Genomic DNA, 16,200 nt, shown 5'->3' on the forward strand with positions numbered 1-16,200 from the left:
AGGACGGGCGCACCCTCATGGCACTCACCCGATTCATCGAGCTGACCGGCCCGGACATCGCCGCGCTGTCCCCCGACACCGTCGCCGTCCTGCCGGTCGGCTCCGTCGAACAGCACGGACCGCACCTGCCGGTCGCGACCGACCACCTCATCGCGGAGGCGGTCGCCGAGGGCGCGGCCCGGGCCGCCGCCGAGCACTGCGACGTGACGCTGCTGCCCGGACTGGTCTACACGAAGTCCGACGAGCACGCCTGGTCGCCCGGCACGCTGTGGCTGAGCGCCAGCACGCTGCTGGCGGTGCTCGACGACATCGGCCGCTCGCTGGCCGCGGGACCGGTGCGGCGACTCGCCTTCGTCAACGCGCACGGCGGCAACAGCGCGCTGCTCGGCGTCGCCCTCCGCGAGCTGCGCACCCGGCACGGCCTCCGCACCTTCCTGCTGCACGCCTCGCTGCCCGCCGACCAGGGCGGCGCCTCGCCCTCCCCCGAGCTGGGCATGGGCGTGCACGGCGGCCTGAACGAGACCGCCGCCATGCTGCACCTGCGTCCCGACCTGGTGGACATGGCCCGGGCCGAACGCAGCGTTCCCGAACATCTGGCCGAATACCAGCACATCGGCTTCGGCAGGCCGGTCGCGTTCGGCTGGACCAGCGACGACTTCGCGGCGGGCGACGGGCCGGGGTCGGGCGTGGTCGGCGATCCCACGGGCGCCACGGCGGAACGCGGCCGCGTACTCGTCGAGGCCGCGGTCGGCCGCGCCGCCGCCGCGCTCCGCGAATGCGCCTACTTCCGTCCCGACGCGCCGCCGCCTCGCCGCCCGCAGGGCGAGCCCGACCGGCCCTGACGGCGCCCCGGCGGGTCGCCGCGGCCCGTCGCGAGGGCCCGTCGCCGGGGCCCGGCCACTGTCAGTGGTCGCTGCCATCATCGTCGGCATGCATGACACCGACGCCGGCACCGACGCCGACACGCACACCGCCATCACGACGTACTGGGACAACGTCGCCCCGGTCTTCGACGAGGAGCCGGACCACGGACTGCGCGCGCCGGAGACGCGCGCCGCCTGGGCTCGGCTGCTGCGCTCCTGGTTGCCGCCCGAGCCGGCCGACGTGCTGGACGTCGGCTGCGGGACCGGCTCGCTCGCCCTGCTGCTGGCCGAGTTCGGGCACCGGGTGACGGGTGTGGACCTGGCGCCGCGGATGGTGGCGGCGGCCCGGGCCAAGCTGGCGGCGGCCGGCCTGGCCGCCCGTTTCCTGGTCGGCGACGCCGCCGCGCCCGCCACCGGAGACCTGCGGTTCGACGCCGTGCTCTGCCGCCACCTGCTCTGGACGCTGCCGGACCCCGACGCGGCGCTCCGCGCCTGGACGAGCCTGCTCAGGCCCGGCGGCACCCTGGTGCTGGTGGAGGGCCGCTGGTGCCGGGGCGGCCAGCCCGACTCGTTGTACGGCGCGGGCGCCGAGCCGCTGCCCTGGGCCGGCGGCATACCCGCCGCCGGCCTCGAAGCCGCCGTGCGCCCGCTGGTCAGCGACCTGCGCGTGACGCACCTCAGCGCCGCCTCCGCCCTCTGGGGACGCCCGGTGACCGACGAGCGGTACGCCCTCGTCGCGACCGTGTGATCCGGCCCCTGACCGCCCACCCCTGACCGCCCGCCCCGGGGTCGCCGGGACGGGCGGGCGGTGGGACGGCCGCGCCTACGGCAGCGCGTCCACGTGCGGCCCGACCACGTCGGACCAGGCGTTGCCGGAGGCCGCGTCCCAGTTGACCGACCAGGTCATCGCCCCGCGCAGGTCGGGATACGTCTGGTCGGGCACGAACGAACCGCAGCCGGTGCCGCGGGTCAGGCAGTCCAGGGCGTCCGTCACCACGCCGGGGTCCACGTAGCCGGAACCAGCCGCGCTCGGCGAGGCCGGCACCCCTAGGCCGACCTGGCTGGGCGCCAGGCCGTTCTCCAGCTGGATGCAGGCCAGCGCGGTGAGGAAGTCCACGCTGCCAGCGGAGTAGACCTGTCCGTCGCAGCCCAGCATGGAACCGCTGTTGTAGTACTGCATGTTGACGACGGTGAGGAACTCCCGTGTGTTGAGAGCGAGTTGGAAGTACTCGGTGCTGGTGCTCTGCATGTCGAGCGTCTGCGGCGCCATCGTGTAGACGAGATCGTCGCCCGCCGAGGCGTGGATCGCCTCCATCGCCTGGGTCAGGTACTGGGCGTTGATACCGGCCTCCAGGTCGATGTCGACGCCGTCGAAGCCGTACTCGTCCATCAACGCCAGCGTGCTGCTGGCGAACGCCTGCGCCGAGGCGGAGTCGTTGATCGCCACATGCCCGTTGGCCCCGCCGACCGAGATGATCACCGACGCCCCCGCGGCCTGCTTGGCGGCGATGTCGTCCTTGAACTCCTGCTCCGAGGCGTAGCCGACGGCCGGGTCGAGGGTGAAGTCGATCTCCCCCGGCGTGCCCGTGGCCTCGGCGAACGAGACCGCGATGATGTCGTACGCCGGGGCCACGTCGCCCAACTTCTGCACGACGGACCCGTTGTCGAAGTTGTGCCAGTAGCCGGTGAGCGCGTGTCGCGGCACGGCCGTCGTCCCCGGGTCCGCGCCCGCGGTCCCGGCCGTCCCGACGACCGTCGCCGCGGCGACCACCGCCCCGACCGCGGCGGCCACCCCGGCCACTCGCCATCGTCGGGCACGCGTCGTTGAGGTGCTGTCCACTTCGCCTCCGAGGTGTGTGGGGGATGGAGGAAACGGTGGCCACCGTCGAGCTAAGAATGTGGTCCAGACCATTGCCCGCTGTCAATGCCCGGGAGGCAAACGACCCCAGACGGGTCGTCAACGCGTGGACGCGGAGGCGTCTGCACGGGTGGTGCCCGGAGCGGACACCGGACACTTTCCGTCTCGGTTTCCGGTCCGGTCTCCGGTCCGGTCTCCGGCCTGGCTTCCGCTCCGGCAGCCGGTTCGGCTCCGGTCCGGTTCTGGTTCGCCGCCCCGGTTCTTCGGATCCGAAGCGTCGATCGACCAGCGGCGGGCTGCTGCCCCGACTCCGCTCCGCGAACTGTCGTCGCACACGGTGACGTGACGCGTCGGCCGCGCCCCCCGGGGCGCTGTGGAGATCCGGTCGTGGAATACCGCGCGGCAGCTGCGGGCGCTGACTAACGTGATAACAAGACGGGGGTCCACACCGAGGAGGTCCACTCAGTGATCGTCTCCCACGCCCACGGGGACGCCGGGCGGGAGCAGGAGACGCCGGCGCCGCCGGAGCCTCCGGAGCCTCCGGAGCCTCCGAGAAGGCTGCTCGACGGACTCCCCGAGCTGCCCGACCTCGGTGTGTACCTGGTCGACCACCAGGGCCGCATCGTCGAGGTGAACCCGCAGGCCGAGGAGCTGCTGGGCCGTCCCGCCGCCGATCTCCTCGGCCAGGACGCCCACGACCTGCTGCACCGGGACCAGCACGGCAACACCATCCCCCGCGCCGAGTGCCTGATGATGCGCGGGCTGCTCGGGGAGCGCACGGCGCGGAACGACCAGGGCTGGTTCGCGCGCGGCGACGGCACCCCGCTGCCCATGTCCTGGCTGGTCGCCCCCTGCCGGTTCCCCGACGGCGAGGACGGGGCCCTGGTGGTCTTCCACCGGTCCTCCCCCGACGACGAGCCCGCCGAGTGGGTGGAGCGCGACCCGTCGACCCCGCTGACGGAGCTCGAGCGCCTGACGCTGCTGGCCGAGACGACCACGCTGCTCACCTCGACCCTGGTCATAGAGGAGGCGCTGCGCCGCCTCGTGCAGCTGCTGGTGCCCCGGCTCGGCGACTGGGCGGTGGTGGACCTCATCGACGAGGGCGGCGAGGTGTGGCGTACCACGGTGGTGGGTCACGAGGAGGGCGCCCTGGCGCGTCACGCGGACATGGAGGGGCCGATGCCCCCGGTCCCCCCGGAGTCACCGATGCCGCTGTCCCGGGCGCTGCGCGGCGCCTCCGCGACGCTGGTCGGACCCGAGACGTACCAGGGCCCGCCGGACTCCGGCATCACGGTGATCCAGCAGGAGCTCTTCCGGGCGACCGGCATGCACTCCGCCGTCATCACGCCCATACACGGCCTGCGGGAGGTGCTCGGCGCCCTGACCCTGGGTCGCTCCCAGCGCGCCGGCGCGTTCGGCACCACGGAGCTGTCGCTGCTCAACGACATCGCCCGCCGGGCCGGGCTCGCCCTGGACAACGCCCGCCTGTACCAGCGGCAGCGGCGGGTCGCCGAGACCATGCAGCGCCATCTGCTGCCGCAGCTGCCCCGGGTGCCCGGGGTGCGGATGACCGCCCGCTACCTGCCGGCGCCCCAGTCCTCCCAGGTCGGCGGGGACTGGTACGACGCGTTCGTGCTGCCCAACGGCCCCACCGCCCTGGCCATCGGCGACGTGGTCGGCCACGATCTGGACGCCGCGGCCGGCATGGCGCAGATCCGCAACATGCTCCGCGCCTACGCCTGGTCCCACGAGACGGACTCGCCGAGCCGCGCGGTCGAACGCCTGGACCAGGCGATGGTGCAGATCGTCGAGGCGTCGATGGCCACCATGGTCTTCGGCTGGATCGAGCGGGTCGACGGCTGGTGGCGGCTGCAGTGGACCAACGCCGGGCATCCGCCGCCGATGCTGGTGGGCCACGACGGGCAGACCCAGTTCCTGGACGCCGGCCACAACGTCCTCCTCGGCACGGGCATCACCTCCCCCCGCAGCGACGCCGTGATAACGCTGCCGCCGCTGGCCACGCTGGTGCTCTACACCGACGGCCTGATCGAGTCGCCGGGACACTCGCTCGACGAGGGCCTGGCCCGGCTCCGCCGGCACGGAGCCGCGCTGGCGCACCGCCCGTTGGACGTCTTCTGCGACCTGCTGCTCGACCGCGTCCGCCCCACGGACAACGAGGACGATGTGGCCATGCTCGCCGTCCGCATGCCCGCGACGCCCTGACCCGCCCGACGCCCCGCACCACTCCGGCCCGCACCACTCCGGCCGGAAACGGGACGTGTCCGACGGCGCGGACGCGGTACCCGACCGTGGTGCGTTCATCGGACAGCGGCCATCGCCGCCCGGCACCCGCCGGGCGGCCCCCGGCCGCTGCCCGTGACGACCTGTCGGCTACCGTCCCTCCCCCGGGCCCCGGGGGCCCGGGAGATGCCCCCGTTCGCGAGGTATCCGCCGTGAGCATGCATACCGGCCGTTTCGTGGCCCGCCAGAAGTCAACGAGCCCCGCCGAACTCCTCGGCTGGCTGAGCCTCGACAACACCGCGACCTCCATCCCGTTGGCGCGCAGGTTCGTCAGGATCGCGCTGACCGCGCGGGGTTTCGACGACCACGCGACCACGCTGGAGCTGATCGTCTCGGAGCTCGTGACCAACGCCGTCGTCCACACCCGGCCCGGGATCAACCAGCCGATCTGGATCCGCCTGTCGGCCAGGCCGACGTCGCTGCGCCTGGAGGTCCACGACACCGACGTCCGGCTGCCGGCCGCCCGCCCGCTGGAGAACGAGAGCGAGTCCGGCCGCGGCCTGCACATCGTCCGCGCGCTGACGGACCACTCGGGCAGCTATCTCAGCCCGCGCGACACCGGGAAGATCGTCTGGTGCGAGCTGGCCAACGCGGAGCACGCGAAGGCCCCGGCGGCCTGACCCGGTCCGACGATCCGGTCGTCAGGTGACCACCCACAGCCCGAGGGCGATGAGAAACGCGGCCAGACCCAGCGTCGTCTCCATCACGGTCCAGGTCTTCAGCGTCGTCTTCTCGTCCATCCCGAAGAAGCGGCTGACCAACCAGAACCCCGAGTCGTTGACGTGCGACAGCACCGTGGCCCCGGCCGCGATGGCGACGACCAGCAGGGCGATCTGGAAGTCGCCGAGGCCGGCCTCCGCGACCGAACCCGCGAGCAGCCCGGACGCCGTGGTCAGGGCCACCGTCGCCGAGCCCTGGGCCACGCGCAGCAGGGCCGAGATGACGAACGCCTGGACGATCAACGACATCCCGAGGTCCGACAGGGAGGTGCTCAGCTCCTCCCCGATGCCGCTGAGCTCCAGCACACCGCCGAACATGCCGCCCGCCCCGGTGATCAGGATGATCGAGCAGATCGGCCCCAGCGCGCTGTCCAGGACGTCGCTGACCTGGGACATCGACGTCGTCCGCGGGCGGCCGATGAGGACCACCGCGACGATCACCGAGATCAGCAGCGCCACGGTGGTGTTCCCGAGCAGGCCGAGGAACACGGCCCAGCCCGCCCCCTCGTCGACCACGCCGGCGCTCACCAGCGTGTCGATGACCGTGTCGAACGAGATCAGCACCAGCGGCACGAGCAGCAGGAACAGCACGACGCCGAACGCCGGCGGCCGGCGCCCCGCGTCCCCGGCCTCGCCCGACTCACGGCCGGCTTCCCGCTCCTCGCCCTTCGCGGGGCGCCCCCGGTCGTCCCTGACCTCGCCGAACAACGCCTCCGGCACGTCCACGTGGAACCGGGCGGCCATCGCCCGGGACACCGGCATCACGCCGACGTACCACGCGGCCACGCCGATCGGGACGCCGACGAGCATGACGATCCCGATGTTGCCGCCGAGCGCCTCGGCCGCGGCGACCGGCCCGGGGTGCGGCGGGGCCATGGCGTGCATGGCGGCGAAGGCCCCGGCCGCCGGCAACGCGTAGAGCAGCAGCGAGCCCCCGAAGCGGCGCGCCACGGTGAGGATGATCGGCAGGAAGACGACGAGCCCGGCGTCGAAGAAGATCGGGAAGCCGAACAGCAGCGCCGCCACGCCGAGCGCGAACGGCGCCCGGCGTTCCCCGAACCGGCCGATCAGCGTGTCGGCCAGCACCTGGGCGCCCCCGGTGATCTCCAGCAGGCGGCCCAGCATCACCCCGAAGGCCACGAGCAACGCGACCGACCCGAGGGTGTCCGCGAAGCCGAACATCAACACGTCGGGGATGTCGGCGAGCGGGAACCCCACGGCGATCGCCGTCATCACGCTCACCAGCACCAGCGACACGAAGGCGTGCAGCTTCACCTTCATGATCAGGAACAACAGCAGGGCGACGGCCCCCGCCGCGATCGTCAACAACGTGGCGGTGCCGTACGCCGGCTCCATCGCCTCCATGGGCGCTCCCTCCTACCTTCGAACGCCCGAACCCTCGAACGTCTGACCTCTCCGGAGCGCCTGCCCGACTCATGCACGGCCATGACGTGGGGATTGTCACGACGGCCAACCGGCGGTCTGCCCCGCGCCGGGCTCGTCGAGCTAGGCTCGTCGGATGCTGGAGACGGAGCGACTGCGACTGCGGCCGCTCGGCGTCGCGGACGCCGACCTCTGGTTCGCGCTGCACTCCGACCCGCGGGTCAACCGGTTCGTGGGCCCGTACTCCCGGGAGCACACGGTGGAGCGGCTGCGGCGGGTCGAGCGCCAGTGGGAGGAGCGGGGCCACGGCCTGTGCGCCGTGTACCAGCGGTCCGACGGCGCGTTCGTCGGACGCACCGGACTGAACTACTGGGCGGACTTCGACGAGACCGAGATCGGCTGGACCCTCGCCGCGGCGTACTGGGGCCACGGCTACGCGACCGAGGCGGCCAGGGCCTGCCTGGACTGGGGCTTCGCCACGCTGGACCTGGACTACGTCACCGCCATGATCCACCCGGACAACGCCGCCTCGTTCCGCGTCGCCGAACGGCTCGGGTTCACCCGGCTCCGCGATGACGTGCTGCTCGGCTCCCCGGTCGTCGTCCTCGCCCTGCACCGCCCCGAGACGCCCTGAGCGGCCGGCCGCCCGTTCGCCCCCGCCCCGGTCAGCCGGCGGCCAGCACCGCCCGGGTCTCCAGGGCCACCTGCCGGGTCTCGCCGGTGGGCACCACCACGACCGGGACCGCAGCGTCCGGCGGGCTGACCACCTCGGTGTCCGGCACCGCGCCCTCGATCACCCGCAGCCCGCCCCGCACCCCGAGGGCGCCGAGCCCGGCGCAGACCTCCTCCCGCACCTCCGGCTGGTCCTCGCCGATCTCGCCGGTGAAGACCACCGCGTCCAACCGGTCGAGGGACGCGGCCATCGCCGCGACGCCCCGGCGGACGCCGTGCGTGAAGACGTCGAGCGCCAGCGTCGCGCGCCGGTCCCCCGCCGCGCGGTCCCTGACCAGGTCGCGGGTGTCGTCGGAGGACCCGGACAGCGCCAGCAGCCCGGAGCGGTGGTTCAACGCCTCCGCGATCTCCTCGGCGCCCCGCCCGCGCCGGGTCTGCAACCACAGCAACGCGCCCGGATCGACGCTGCCGCTGCGGTGGCTCATCACCAGCCCCTCCAGGGGCGTGAAGCCCATCGTGGTGTCCACGCTGCGCCCCTCGCGCACCGCACAGGCCGAGCAGCCGCCGCCCAGATGGGCGAGCACGACCCGGAGCTCCCCGGGCCGCCGGCCGAGCGCCGCCGCGGCCCGGTCCAGCGCCCAGGCGTAGGACAGGCCGTGGAAGCCGTAGCGCCGCAGGCCGTCGTCGCGCCGCCACTCCTCGGGCACCGCGTACTCCCGGGCCGCCGCCGGCAGCCCGGCGTGGAACACGGTGTCGAAGCAGGCCACGTGCGGCACGTCGGGCAGCAGTTCGCGGGCCGCGTCGAGCACGGCCAGCGCCGGCGGCACGTGCAGCGGCGCCAGTTCCCCCACCTCACCCAGCCGCTTCCGCACCCGGCGGTCCACCCGCGCGTGGTGCCGCAGCTCTGGCCCGCCGTGCACCACCCGGTGCCCCACCGCGACCGGCGGGCCCACGTCCGCCAGCAGCCGGCGCAGCTGGTCGGGCGCGTCGTCGCCGGGCGGCGAGGTGCTGTCCCGTTCCGCCACGACCGAGCCGTCGGCGGCGAAGACGGTCAGGTGGAGGCTCGACGAGCCCGCGTCGGCGACCAGGACGGGACCCCGTTCGACTCCCCGCTCGATTCCCCGTTCGACCTCTGGCATCCGGGCTCCTCCGGCCGTGTGCGCGGCGGCATCCGGGGTACCCCGGGGGAACTCCACGGAAACGGAGACCGCGCATGGCACAGGAAGTCCGGGAACGCCGGGAGACAGGCCCGGGAGGCCAGAGCCAGCACCACGGGAGCTCGGCGTACCGCCGGGCGGCCGACTACGTGGCCGCCGCGCTGATCTTCCTCCAGGACAACGTGCTGCTGCGGGAGCCGCTGCGCCCCGAGCACACCAAGCCGCGGCTGCTGGGCCACTGGGGCTCGTGCCCCGGCATCACCATGGTCTACGAGGCGCTCGACGCGCTGGTCCAGGACCGGGACGCCGACGTGCTGCTGGTGACCGGCACCGGACACGGCGCGCCGGCCAACCACGCCAACCTGTGGCTGGAGGGCACCCACGAGGAGTACGACCCGGCGCTCGCCAGGACCGAGGCCGGGCTCACCCAGCTCGCCCGCCGCTACTGCGCGCCCACCGGGGCACCTCCCGGGCCCTCCGGGCCCGGGAGAGGGTTCCCCAGTCACCTGTCCCCGGCGCTGCCCGGCACGATCCACGAGGGCGGCGAGCTCGGCTACGCGCTGGCCACCGCCTTCGGCGCGGCCTTCGACGCGCCGGACCGCCTGGTGGCCTGCATCGTCGGCGACGGCGAGGCCGAGACCGGGCCGACGGCCACGGCGTGGCACTCCCCGAAGTTCCTCGACCCGGTGACCTCCGGCGCCGTCCTGCCGGTGCTGCACCTCAACGGCTACAAGATCGCCTCGCCCACCCTGTTCGGCACCATGTCCGACGCCGAACTGACCGCGTTCTTCCGCGGCCACGGCTGGGACCCGCGGATCGTGGACATGCGACCGGGCCGGCAGGGCCCGGGAGACGCCTCCCTCATCGACGCGGTGCGGGAGGCGCACGACGCCATCCGCGAGATCCAGGCGGCGGCCCGGGGCGGCGCCCGCCCGGTCCGGCCGGCCTGGCCGGTGATCGTGCTGCGCAGCCTCAAGGGCCAGGGCGCCCCCGCCGAGATCGAGGGCACGCCGCTCGAGGGCACCTTCAACGCCCACCAGATCCCGCTGCCACACGTCCGCGACGATCCGGAGCAACTGGCCGCCCTGGAGACGTGGCTGCGGTCCTACCGCCCCGAGGAGCTGTTCGCCGACGACGGCCGCCCGAGCCCCGACGTGCTGGCCCGCTGCCCGCGGGGCGGGCGGCGGCTCGGCATGCAGCCGGCGGGCAACGGCGGCCGGCTGCGGGTGCCGCTGGACCTGCCGGTCCTGGAGCCCTACGCGGTCGACATCGGCGAGGGCCCGGGCGCCGTCTCGGTGAGCCCCAACGAGACGCTGGCCGGCTGGTTGACCGAGGTCATGCGCCGGACCGAGAAGGACCGCACCTTCCGGATCGTCTCCCCCGACGAGCTGGCGTCCAACCGGCTGGACGCGGTGCTGGACGCCACCGGACGGGCCTACACCTGGCCGGTCGAGGGCTACTCCGAGGCGCTGGCGCCGGACGGCCGGGTCATGGAGGTGCTCTCCGAGCACGACTGCCAGGGCTGGCTCCAGGGCTACCTGCAGACCGGGCGACACGGGCTCTTCCCCACCTACGAGGCGTTCGCCGCGATCGTCGACAGCATGCTCAACCAGTACGGCAAATGGCTGAAGATGTCGCACGAGGTGCCCTGGCGCGCCCCCGTCAGCAGCCTCACCTACCTGCTGACCAGCGAGGGCTGGCGGCAGGAGCACAACGGCTACAGCCACCAGGGCCCCGGCTTCATCAACAACGTCCTCAACCGGAAGAGCACCGTCACCGGCGTCTACCTGCCCCCCGACGCCAACACCCTGCTGGTCACCATGGAGCGGGTGCTGGCCGACACCGGCCGCGTCAACGTCGTCGTCGCCGGCAAGCAGCCGGCCCCCCAGTGGCTCGACCTGGACGCCGCCCGCCGGCACTGCGCGGCCGGCGCCTCGACATGGCGCTGGGCCTCGACGTACGACGGCGAGGACCCGGACCTCGTCCTGGCCTGCGCGGGCGGCATCCCCACCGTCGAGACGCTGGCCGCCGCCGACCTGCTGCGCCGGGACCTGCCCGGCGTGCGGCTCCGCGTCGTCAACATCGTCGACCTCTGCGCGCTGGCCACGCCGCGGCGCCATCCGCACGGCATGCACGAGGCGGACTTCCTCGGCCTCTTCGGCGCCCACACCCCCGTCGTCCTGGACTTCCACGGCTACCCGTCCGCCGTGCACGAGCTGCTGCACGGCCGCCCCGACGCCGAGCGGTTCCACGTGCGCGGCTACGTCGAGGAGGGCACCACCACCACGCCGTACGACCTGCTCATCGACAACGGCGTCTCCCGGCACGACCTGGCCATCACCGCGCTCGACCACCTGCGCGGCCGGCCGGCCGACACCGGCGACCTGGCGACGCACTACGCCCACCGCCGCGACGCGATCCGGGAGGAGCTCCGCCGCACGGGCGTCGACCCGCCCGAGGTCACGCATGGGGGCACCTCCCAGACCCCCAGGGCGAGCACGCCCTGCAGTGCGGCTTCTGCACCCCCGGCTTCCTGATGCTCGCCGCCGCCGCGCTCGACGAGGACCCGTCCCCGGTCGACGATCCGGAGCGGCTGCGCGAGCTGCTGACCTCCAACCTCTGCCGGTGCACCGGCTACGAGCCCATCCGCCGCGCGGTCCTGCGGGCCGCGGCGGAACGACGACAGCGATAGGGACAAGCGACGGAGACAGCGACGAGACAGAGGAGGAACCGTGCAGCACGACGAACTGATCGGCAAGGTCCAGGCGGTCGCCCAGCTCCCTGACCGCGGCTCCGCGGAACAGGCCGCCCGGGCCGTGCTCAGGACGCTCGCCGAGCGGATCCCGCCCGGAACGGCCGCCCATCTGGCGGCACAGCTCCCGACCGGCCTGGACGCCTCCGTCAGGGGGAGCACCGCCGCCGAGGAGCGCGCCGGCCTGCCGCCCGCCCAGGCCGAGCGCTTCGACCTCGTCGCGTTCGCCGGCCGGGTCGCCGGGCGCCTCGGCACCACGGAGGACGCGGCGGTGCAGCGCTCCACCGCCGTCCTGGAGGTGCTCGACGCCGCCGTCGCCCCCGAGCTGATGACGAAGGTCGCCCACGAGCTGCCCCCGGACATCCGCGAGCTGTTCCCCACCCGCCGGGCCAACGGTCTGGGCCGGTAGACCGACCGAAAAGTCGGACTTCGCGCCGTTTCGACGCCCTCCGGGTGGTAACCCGCCGAGCAGACCAGACCTGCTTCCCAGGCAGCCCGGAGGGACATCGTGCGCATCGGAATCATCGGCGCGGGCCACATCGGCGGCACGCTCGCCCGGCACTTCGCCCGCATCGGGCACGAGGTGGCGATCGCGAACTCCCGGGGACCCGAGACTCTCCAGGACCTGGTGGCGGAGATCGGCGGTCCGGTGCACGCCGCCACCGCTCGCGAGGCGGCGGCGTTCGGCGACCTGATCGTGGTGTCCATCCCCTTCGGCCGCTACCGCGAGCTGCCCGTCGACGAGCTGCGCGGCAAGGTCGTCGTCGACACCTGCAACTACTACCCCAGCCGGGACGGCCACTTCGCCGACCTCGACGACGACGCCACCACGTCCAGCGAGAAGCTCCAGCAGTTCACGGGCGCGGACGTGGTCAAGGCGTTCAACGCCATCTACTCGGAGAACCTGCGCGACCGCGCCCGTCCCCCCGACCAGCCGGGCCAGCCGGAACGCCTGGCCATCCCGATCTCGGGCGACGACGACGGGGCGAAGGGCGTCGTCGCGAACCTGGTCCGGGACATCGGCTTCGACCCGGTGGACGCCGGCACCCTCGCCCAGGGCGGCCGCAAGCACCAGCCGGGCAGCAGCGTCTACACGGCCGAGGTGTCCGCCGACGAGGCCGTCACCCTGCTGCGCGCCGCCTGACCCCCGCCTGGCCCCTGCCCGACCACTCGCCAGAGACCCCCGCGAGGCCGGAGAGTCCGAGAGGAGACCCACCGTGAAGGCCGTCGTATGGCACGCCGTCGGCGACATCCGCCTGGACGACGTTCCCGAACCGAAGATCCAGGACACCCACGACGCGCTGGTCCGGATCACCACGTCCGCGATCTGCGGCACCGACCTGCACTTCGTGCGCGGCACCATGCCGGGCATGCGCACCGGCCGGGTGCTGGGCCACGAGGCCGTCGGCGTGGTCGAGGAGGTCGGCACCGGGGTGCGGAACCTGCGCCCGGGCGACCGCGTCGTGGTGCCCTCCACCGTGGCCTGCGGCGTCTGCAGCTACTGCCGCGCCGGCTACTACGCGCAGTGCGACAACGCCAATCCGGGCGGGCGGCTGGCCGGCACCACGTTCTTCGGCGGCCCGGAGGCGGCGGGCGGCCTCGACGGCCTGCAGGCCGAGTACGCGCGCGTCCCGTTCGCGCACGTCGGGCTCGTGCCGCTGCCCGACACCGTGGACGACGGCCAGGCGATCCTGCTGTCCGACATCTATCCGACCGCCTGGTTCGGCGCGCGGCTCGCGGAGATCAGCGCCGGCGACACCGTCGCGATCCTCGGCGGCGGCCCGGTCGGCCAGGCCGCCGTCGCCTGCGCCCGGTTGCAGGGCGCCGGGCGGATCCTGCTGGTGGACGGCGTCCCCGACCGCCTGGACCTGGCCCGCCGGCAGCACGCCGAGCCGGTCGACTTCAACGCCGAGGACCCGGTGCAGTCCGTCCGCGAGCTGACCGGCGGCATCGGCGTGGACCGGGTGATCGACGCGGTCGGCGTGGACGCCCAGCACCCCGACCGCGGCCCGGCGGCCACCGACGCGGACGGGCGCGCCGAGTTCGCGCACGAACTCGACGAGGCCGCGCCGGAGCAGAACCCGCACGCCGGCACCTGGGTGCCGGGCGACGCGCCCAGCCAGGCCACCCGCTGGGCCGTCGAGATGGTGGCCAAGGCCGGCACCATCGGGACGGTCGGCGTCTACCCGCCGCAGGTGGAGCACTATCCGTTCGGCGCGGCGTTCATGAAGAACCTCACGCTCCGGATGGGCAACTGCAACCACCGCCGCTACGTGCCGGAGCTGGTGTCCCTGGTCGCCAACGGCACCCTGGACCCGACCCCGTTGATCACCCGCTGGTCCCCCACCGAGGACGCGATCGAGGCGTACCAGTCGTTCGACCGGCGGGAGACGGGCTGGACCAAGGTCGCCCTCGGCCTCGGCGGCCCCGGCGCCGTTCCCCCGGGCAGCGGCCACGCCTCCGGCACCGGCGCCACCACCACGGCGGGCACGGCGGCCGGCTGACCCCCTCTGGCCCCGTCTGGCCCCGTCTGGCCCCGTCTGGCCCCGTCTGGCCCCGTCGGCTGCCGGCGGGCGGCTACCAGCAGACGAACCCGCCGTCCACCAGCAGGTCGGTGCCGGTGACGAAGCTCGCGGCGTCGCTGAGCAGGAACACCGTGGGCCCCACCATCTCGTCCACGGTCGCCATCCGCCCCAGCGGCGTGTCCGCCTCGAACTGCCGCACCCGGTCGGCGACCTCGGGGCGCCGGTTCATGGGTGTGGCGGTGTAGCCGGGGCTCACGGCGTTGACCCGGACGCCGCGGTCGCACCATTCGGTGGCCAGGCTCCTGGTCAGGTGGGTCACCGCGGCCTTGGAGGCGTTGTAGTGGGCCTGGGTCAGGCCGCGGTTGGCGATGACGCCGGACATCGAGGCGATGTTGACGATCGCCCCGCCGCCGTTCCGCAGCAGCGCGCGGCCCTCGGCCTGGCAGGACAGGAAGACGCCGGTGAGGTTGACGTCGATGACGGCGCTCCACTGCTCCGGCGGCATCTCCTCGGCCGGGGCGGCGTTGGCGATCCCGGCGGCGTTGACGGCGAGCCGGAGCGGGCCGAGCGTCCGCTCCGTCTCGGCCACGGCGTCGGCGAGTTCCGCCGGCCGGGTCACGTCGGCGGCCAGCGGCACGGCGCGCCGCCCGGTGTTCTCGACGGACCCGAGGGTGCCGGTCAGGTCGGTCCCGGGCAGGTCGAGGCAGCCGACGTCGGCGCCCATCTCGGCCAGCCCGATCGCCAGCCGCTGGCCGATGCCGCTGCCGGCCCCGGTGACGAGGGCGACGCGGTCGTCGAGTCGGAACGAGGGTGCGGACATCGGTGCCTCCTGTGGGACTCTCAGGTGCTCAGGTGCTCGGTGCTCAGGTAGGTGGCGGGCTCAGGGACCCGGCGGGTCCTGGTGCCGGCCGGGCCGGCCGACGAGGCGGCCGGCGACGCCGAGGTCGGTGATGAGGACGTCGACCCAGTCGCCGAGCAGCGCCGCCCGGATCGCCGCGAACTTCCGGTCGCCGCCCGCCACTCCGATGCGGCGCGGGATGGCGCGGTACACGTCGGGGGAGATGCCGATGACCCGGTCGTTGAGCGCCGTGTCCAGCAGGGCGCCGTCCTCGTCGAAGAAGTGCAGGCAGACGTCGCCGACACCGCCGAGGGCGCGCAGCTCCGCCTGGTCGTCGAGGGGGAAGATGTTGCCGCTCTGCCGCAGCAGCGGCGAGGGTTCGAGGCTGCCGATGCCGACGATGGCGAGGGTGAGCCGCTGCCACGCCTCGGCGACGCTGGCCACCTTGGGGTCGGCCACGATGGCGTCCCGCGCGGTGGCGCTGGCGACCAGTCCGGGCGCCGACATGAAGACCGGCTCGGCCCCCGTGATGTCGCTGAGCCGCCCCATCAGCCTGGTGGCCTGCACCTGGACGCGCGGATCGCCGACGCCGCCGACCAGTTGCACCGCCTCCTGGAGGAAACGGCCGCCGGGGCGGGACCGCATCGCCTCCACCGACGCCAGCAGCGTGGCGCTCCAGGAGGAGATGCCGAGCCGGTCGCCCTCCATCAGCGTCGTCTCCAGGTAGACCGCGGTCGCCGCGCCGAGCGCCGGTATGACGGCGTCGGCCTCGCCCTCGACGTCCACCACGACCACGTCGCGCAGCCCGAACCGGGCCGCGATCTCCTCCTCCAGATCGGCGAACACCCCGTCGGGGGGCACCACGATGGTGCGCACGATGCCCAGCTTGGCGGCCTGGTTGAGCAGCCGGGAGACGCGCGGCTGCGAGATGTGCAGTTCCTCGGCTATCCGGGGCTGCCGCATCCCCTGCTCGTGGTAGAGGCGGGCGACCCGCGTCATCAGCCGCACCTGCTCGTCGGTGGTCGCCATCCGGGTGGTCCGGCGGCCCACCGCCTCTCGGGGTCTGTCGGGCGGAGTCATGAGGTTCCTTCGGGCGTTCGGGCATCGGGTGGCACGTCGGCCGGCCGCCGGG

General features: G+C 73.9%; 15 protein-coding genes. 10 read left to right on the forward strand and 5 right to left on the reverse strand.

The features are described 5' to 3' along the window. Nucleotides 1–17: 17 nt before the first annotated feature. Nucleotides 18–842, forward strand: coding sequence for a creatininase family protein (locus tag ABGB06_RS09990; protein WP_347587425.1), 825 nt, complete (start codon nucleotides 18–20; stop codon nucleotides 840–842). Nucleotides 843–930: 88 nt separating this feature from the next. Continuing rightward, nucleotides 931–1,611 (forward strand): class I SAM-dependent methyltransferase, encoded by a 681-nt coding sequence (locus ABGB06_RS09995; RefSeq protein WP_347587427.1) that lies wholly within the window; start codon nucleotides 931–933, stop codon nucleotides 1,609–1,611. Nucleotides 1,612–1,686: 75 nt separating this feature from the next. On the opposite strand, the gene ABGB06_RS10000 is transcribed toward ABGB06_RS09995, so the two are convergent. Next, entirely contained in the window at nucleotides 1,687–2,703 is a 1,017-nt protein-coding gene (locus tag ABGB06_RS10000; RefSeq protein ID WP_347587429.1) for a chitinase, read from the reverse strand. A gap of 576 nt (nucleotides 2,704–3,279) precedes the next feature. Here ABGB06_RS10000 and ABGB06_RS10005 point away from each other — a divergent pair. Both ABGB06_RS10005 and ABGB06_RS10010 read left to right on the forward strand, forming a co-directional pair. Further along, nucleotides 3,280–4,944, forward strand: a complete 1,665-nt coding sequence (locus tag ABGB06_RS10005; protein WP_347587556.1) for a SpoIIE family protein phosphatase — start codon at nucleotides 3,280–3,282, stop codon at nucleotides 4,942–4,944. Between the two features lie 236 nt (nucleotides 4,945–5,180). Then, entirely contained in the window at nucleotides 5,181–5,642 is a 462-nt protein-coding gene (locus ABGB06_RS10010; protein WP_347587558.1) for an ATP-binding protein, read from the forward strand. 21 nt (nucleotides 5,643–5,663) lie between these two features. Here ABGB06_RS10010 and ABGB06_RS10015 read toward each other — a convergent pair whose 3' ends face one another. Next, nucleotides 5,664–7,106, reverse strand: coding sequence for a GntP family permease (locus ABGB06_RS10015; RefSeq protein ID WP_347587431.1), 1,443 nt, complete (start codon nucleotides 7,104–7,106; stop codon nucleotides 5,664–5,666). A gap of 154 nt (nucleotides 7,107–7,260) precedes the next feature. Here ABGB06_RS10015 and ABGB06_RS10020 point away from each other — a divergent pair, with 154 nt between their 5' ends. Beyond that, the gene (locus ABGB06_RS10020) at nucleotides 7,261–7,758 is read left to right on the forward strand and encodes a GNAT family N-acetyltransferase (protein ID WP_347587433.1); all 498 of its coding nucleotides are present in this window, start codon (nucleotides 7,261–7,263) and stop codon (nucleotides 7,756–7,758) included. Between the two features lie 31 nt (nucleotides 7,759–7,789). On the opposite strand, the gene ABGB06_RS10025 is transcribed toward ABGB06_RS10020, so the two are convergent. Continuing rightward, nucleotides 7,790–8,935 (reverse strand): acetate/propionate family kinase, encoded by a 1,146-nt coding sequence (locus tag ABGB06_RS10025; RefSeq protein WP_347587435.1) that lies wholly within the window; start codon nucleotides 8,933–8,935, stop codon nucleotides 7,790–7,792. 74 nt (nucleotides 8,936–9,009) lie between these two features. Between ABGB06_RS10025 and ABGB06_RS10030 the strand changes: the two genes are divergently transcribed. The 5 genes from ABGB06_RS10030 to ABGB06_RS10050 all read left to right on the forward strand — a co-directional run bounded on the left by ABGB06_RS10030 (nucleotide 9,010) and on the right by ABGB06_RS10050 (nucleotide 14,209). Further along, nucleotides 9,010–11,490 carry a phosphoketolase family protein gene (locus ABGB06_RS10030; protein WP_347587437.1) on the forward strand — a complete coding sequence of 827 codons (2,481 nt, stop codon included), beginning with the start codon at nucleotides 9,010–9,012 and terminating at the stop codon, nucleotides 11,488–11,490. Next, nucleotides 11,490–11,645 (forward strand): 2Fe-2S iron-sulfur cluster-binding protein, encoded by a 156-nt coding sequence (locus ABGB06_RS10035; protein WP_347587439.1) that lies wholly within the window; start codon nucleotides 11,490–11,492, stop codon nucleotides 11,643–11,645. Before ABGB06_RS10030 ends, ABGB06_RS10035 begins: the two co-directional genes overlap by 1 nt. Before the next feature lie 40 nt (nucleotides 11,646–11,685). Continuing rightward, nucleotides 11,686–12,114, forward strand: coding sequence for a DUF2267 domain-containing protein (locus tag ABGB06_RS10040; protein WP_347587441.1), 429 nt, complete (start codon nucleotides 11,686–11,688; stop codon nucleotides 12,112–12,114). A 99-nt stretch (nucleotides 12,115–12,213) separates the two neighbouring features. Continuing rightward, nucleotides 12,214–12,849, forward strand: coding sequence for an NAD(P)-binding domain-containing protein (locus tag ABGB06_RS10045; protein WP_347587443.1), 636 nt, complete (start codon nucleotides 12,214–12,216; stop codon nucleotides 12,847–12,849). Between the two features lie 73 nt (nucleotides 12,850–12,922). After that, nucleotides 12,923–14,209: a zinc-dependent alcohol dehydrogenase gene (locus ABGB06_RS10050; protein ID WP_347587445.1), complete on the forward strand. Its 1,287-nt coding sequence runs from the start codon at nucleotides 12,923–12,925 to the stop codon at nucleotides 14,207–14,209. A gap of 73 nt (nucleotides 14,210–14,282) precedes the next feature. Here ABGB06_RS10050 and ABGB06_RS10055 read toward each other — a convergent pair whose 3' ends face one another. Together ABGB06_RS10055 and ABGB06_RS10060 are read right to left on the reverse strand one after the other, a co-directional pair. Next, on the reverse strand, nucleotides 14,283–15,050 hold the full coding sequence (locus ABGB06_RS10055; protein WP_347587447.1) for an SDR family oxidoreductase: 768 nt from the start codon (nucleotides 15,048–15,050) through the stop codon (nucleotides 14,283–14,285). Between the two features lie 60 nt (nucleotides 15,051–15,110). After that, the gene (locus ABGB06_RS10060) at nucleotides 15,111–16,148 is read right to left on the reverse strand and encodes a sugar-binding transcriptional regulator (protein WP_347587449.1); all 1,038 of its coding nucleotides are present in this window, start codon (nucleotides 16,146–16,148) and stop codon (nucleotides 15,111–15,113) included. Nucleotides 16,149–16,200 lie beyond the last annotated feature (52 nt).

This window comes from Streptomyces sp. B6B3 (genome assembly GCF_039871525.1).
Classification (GTDB): domain Bacteria; phylum Actinomycetota; class Actinomycetes; order Streptomycetales; family Streptomycetaceae; genus Streptomyces.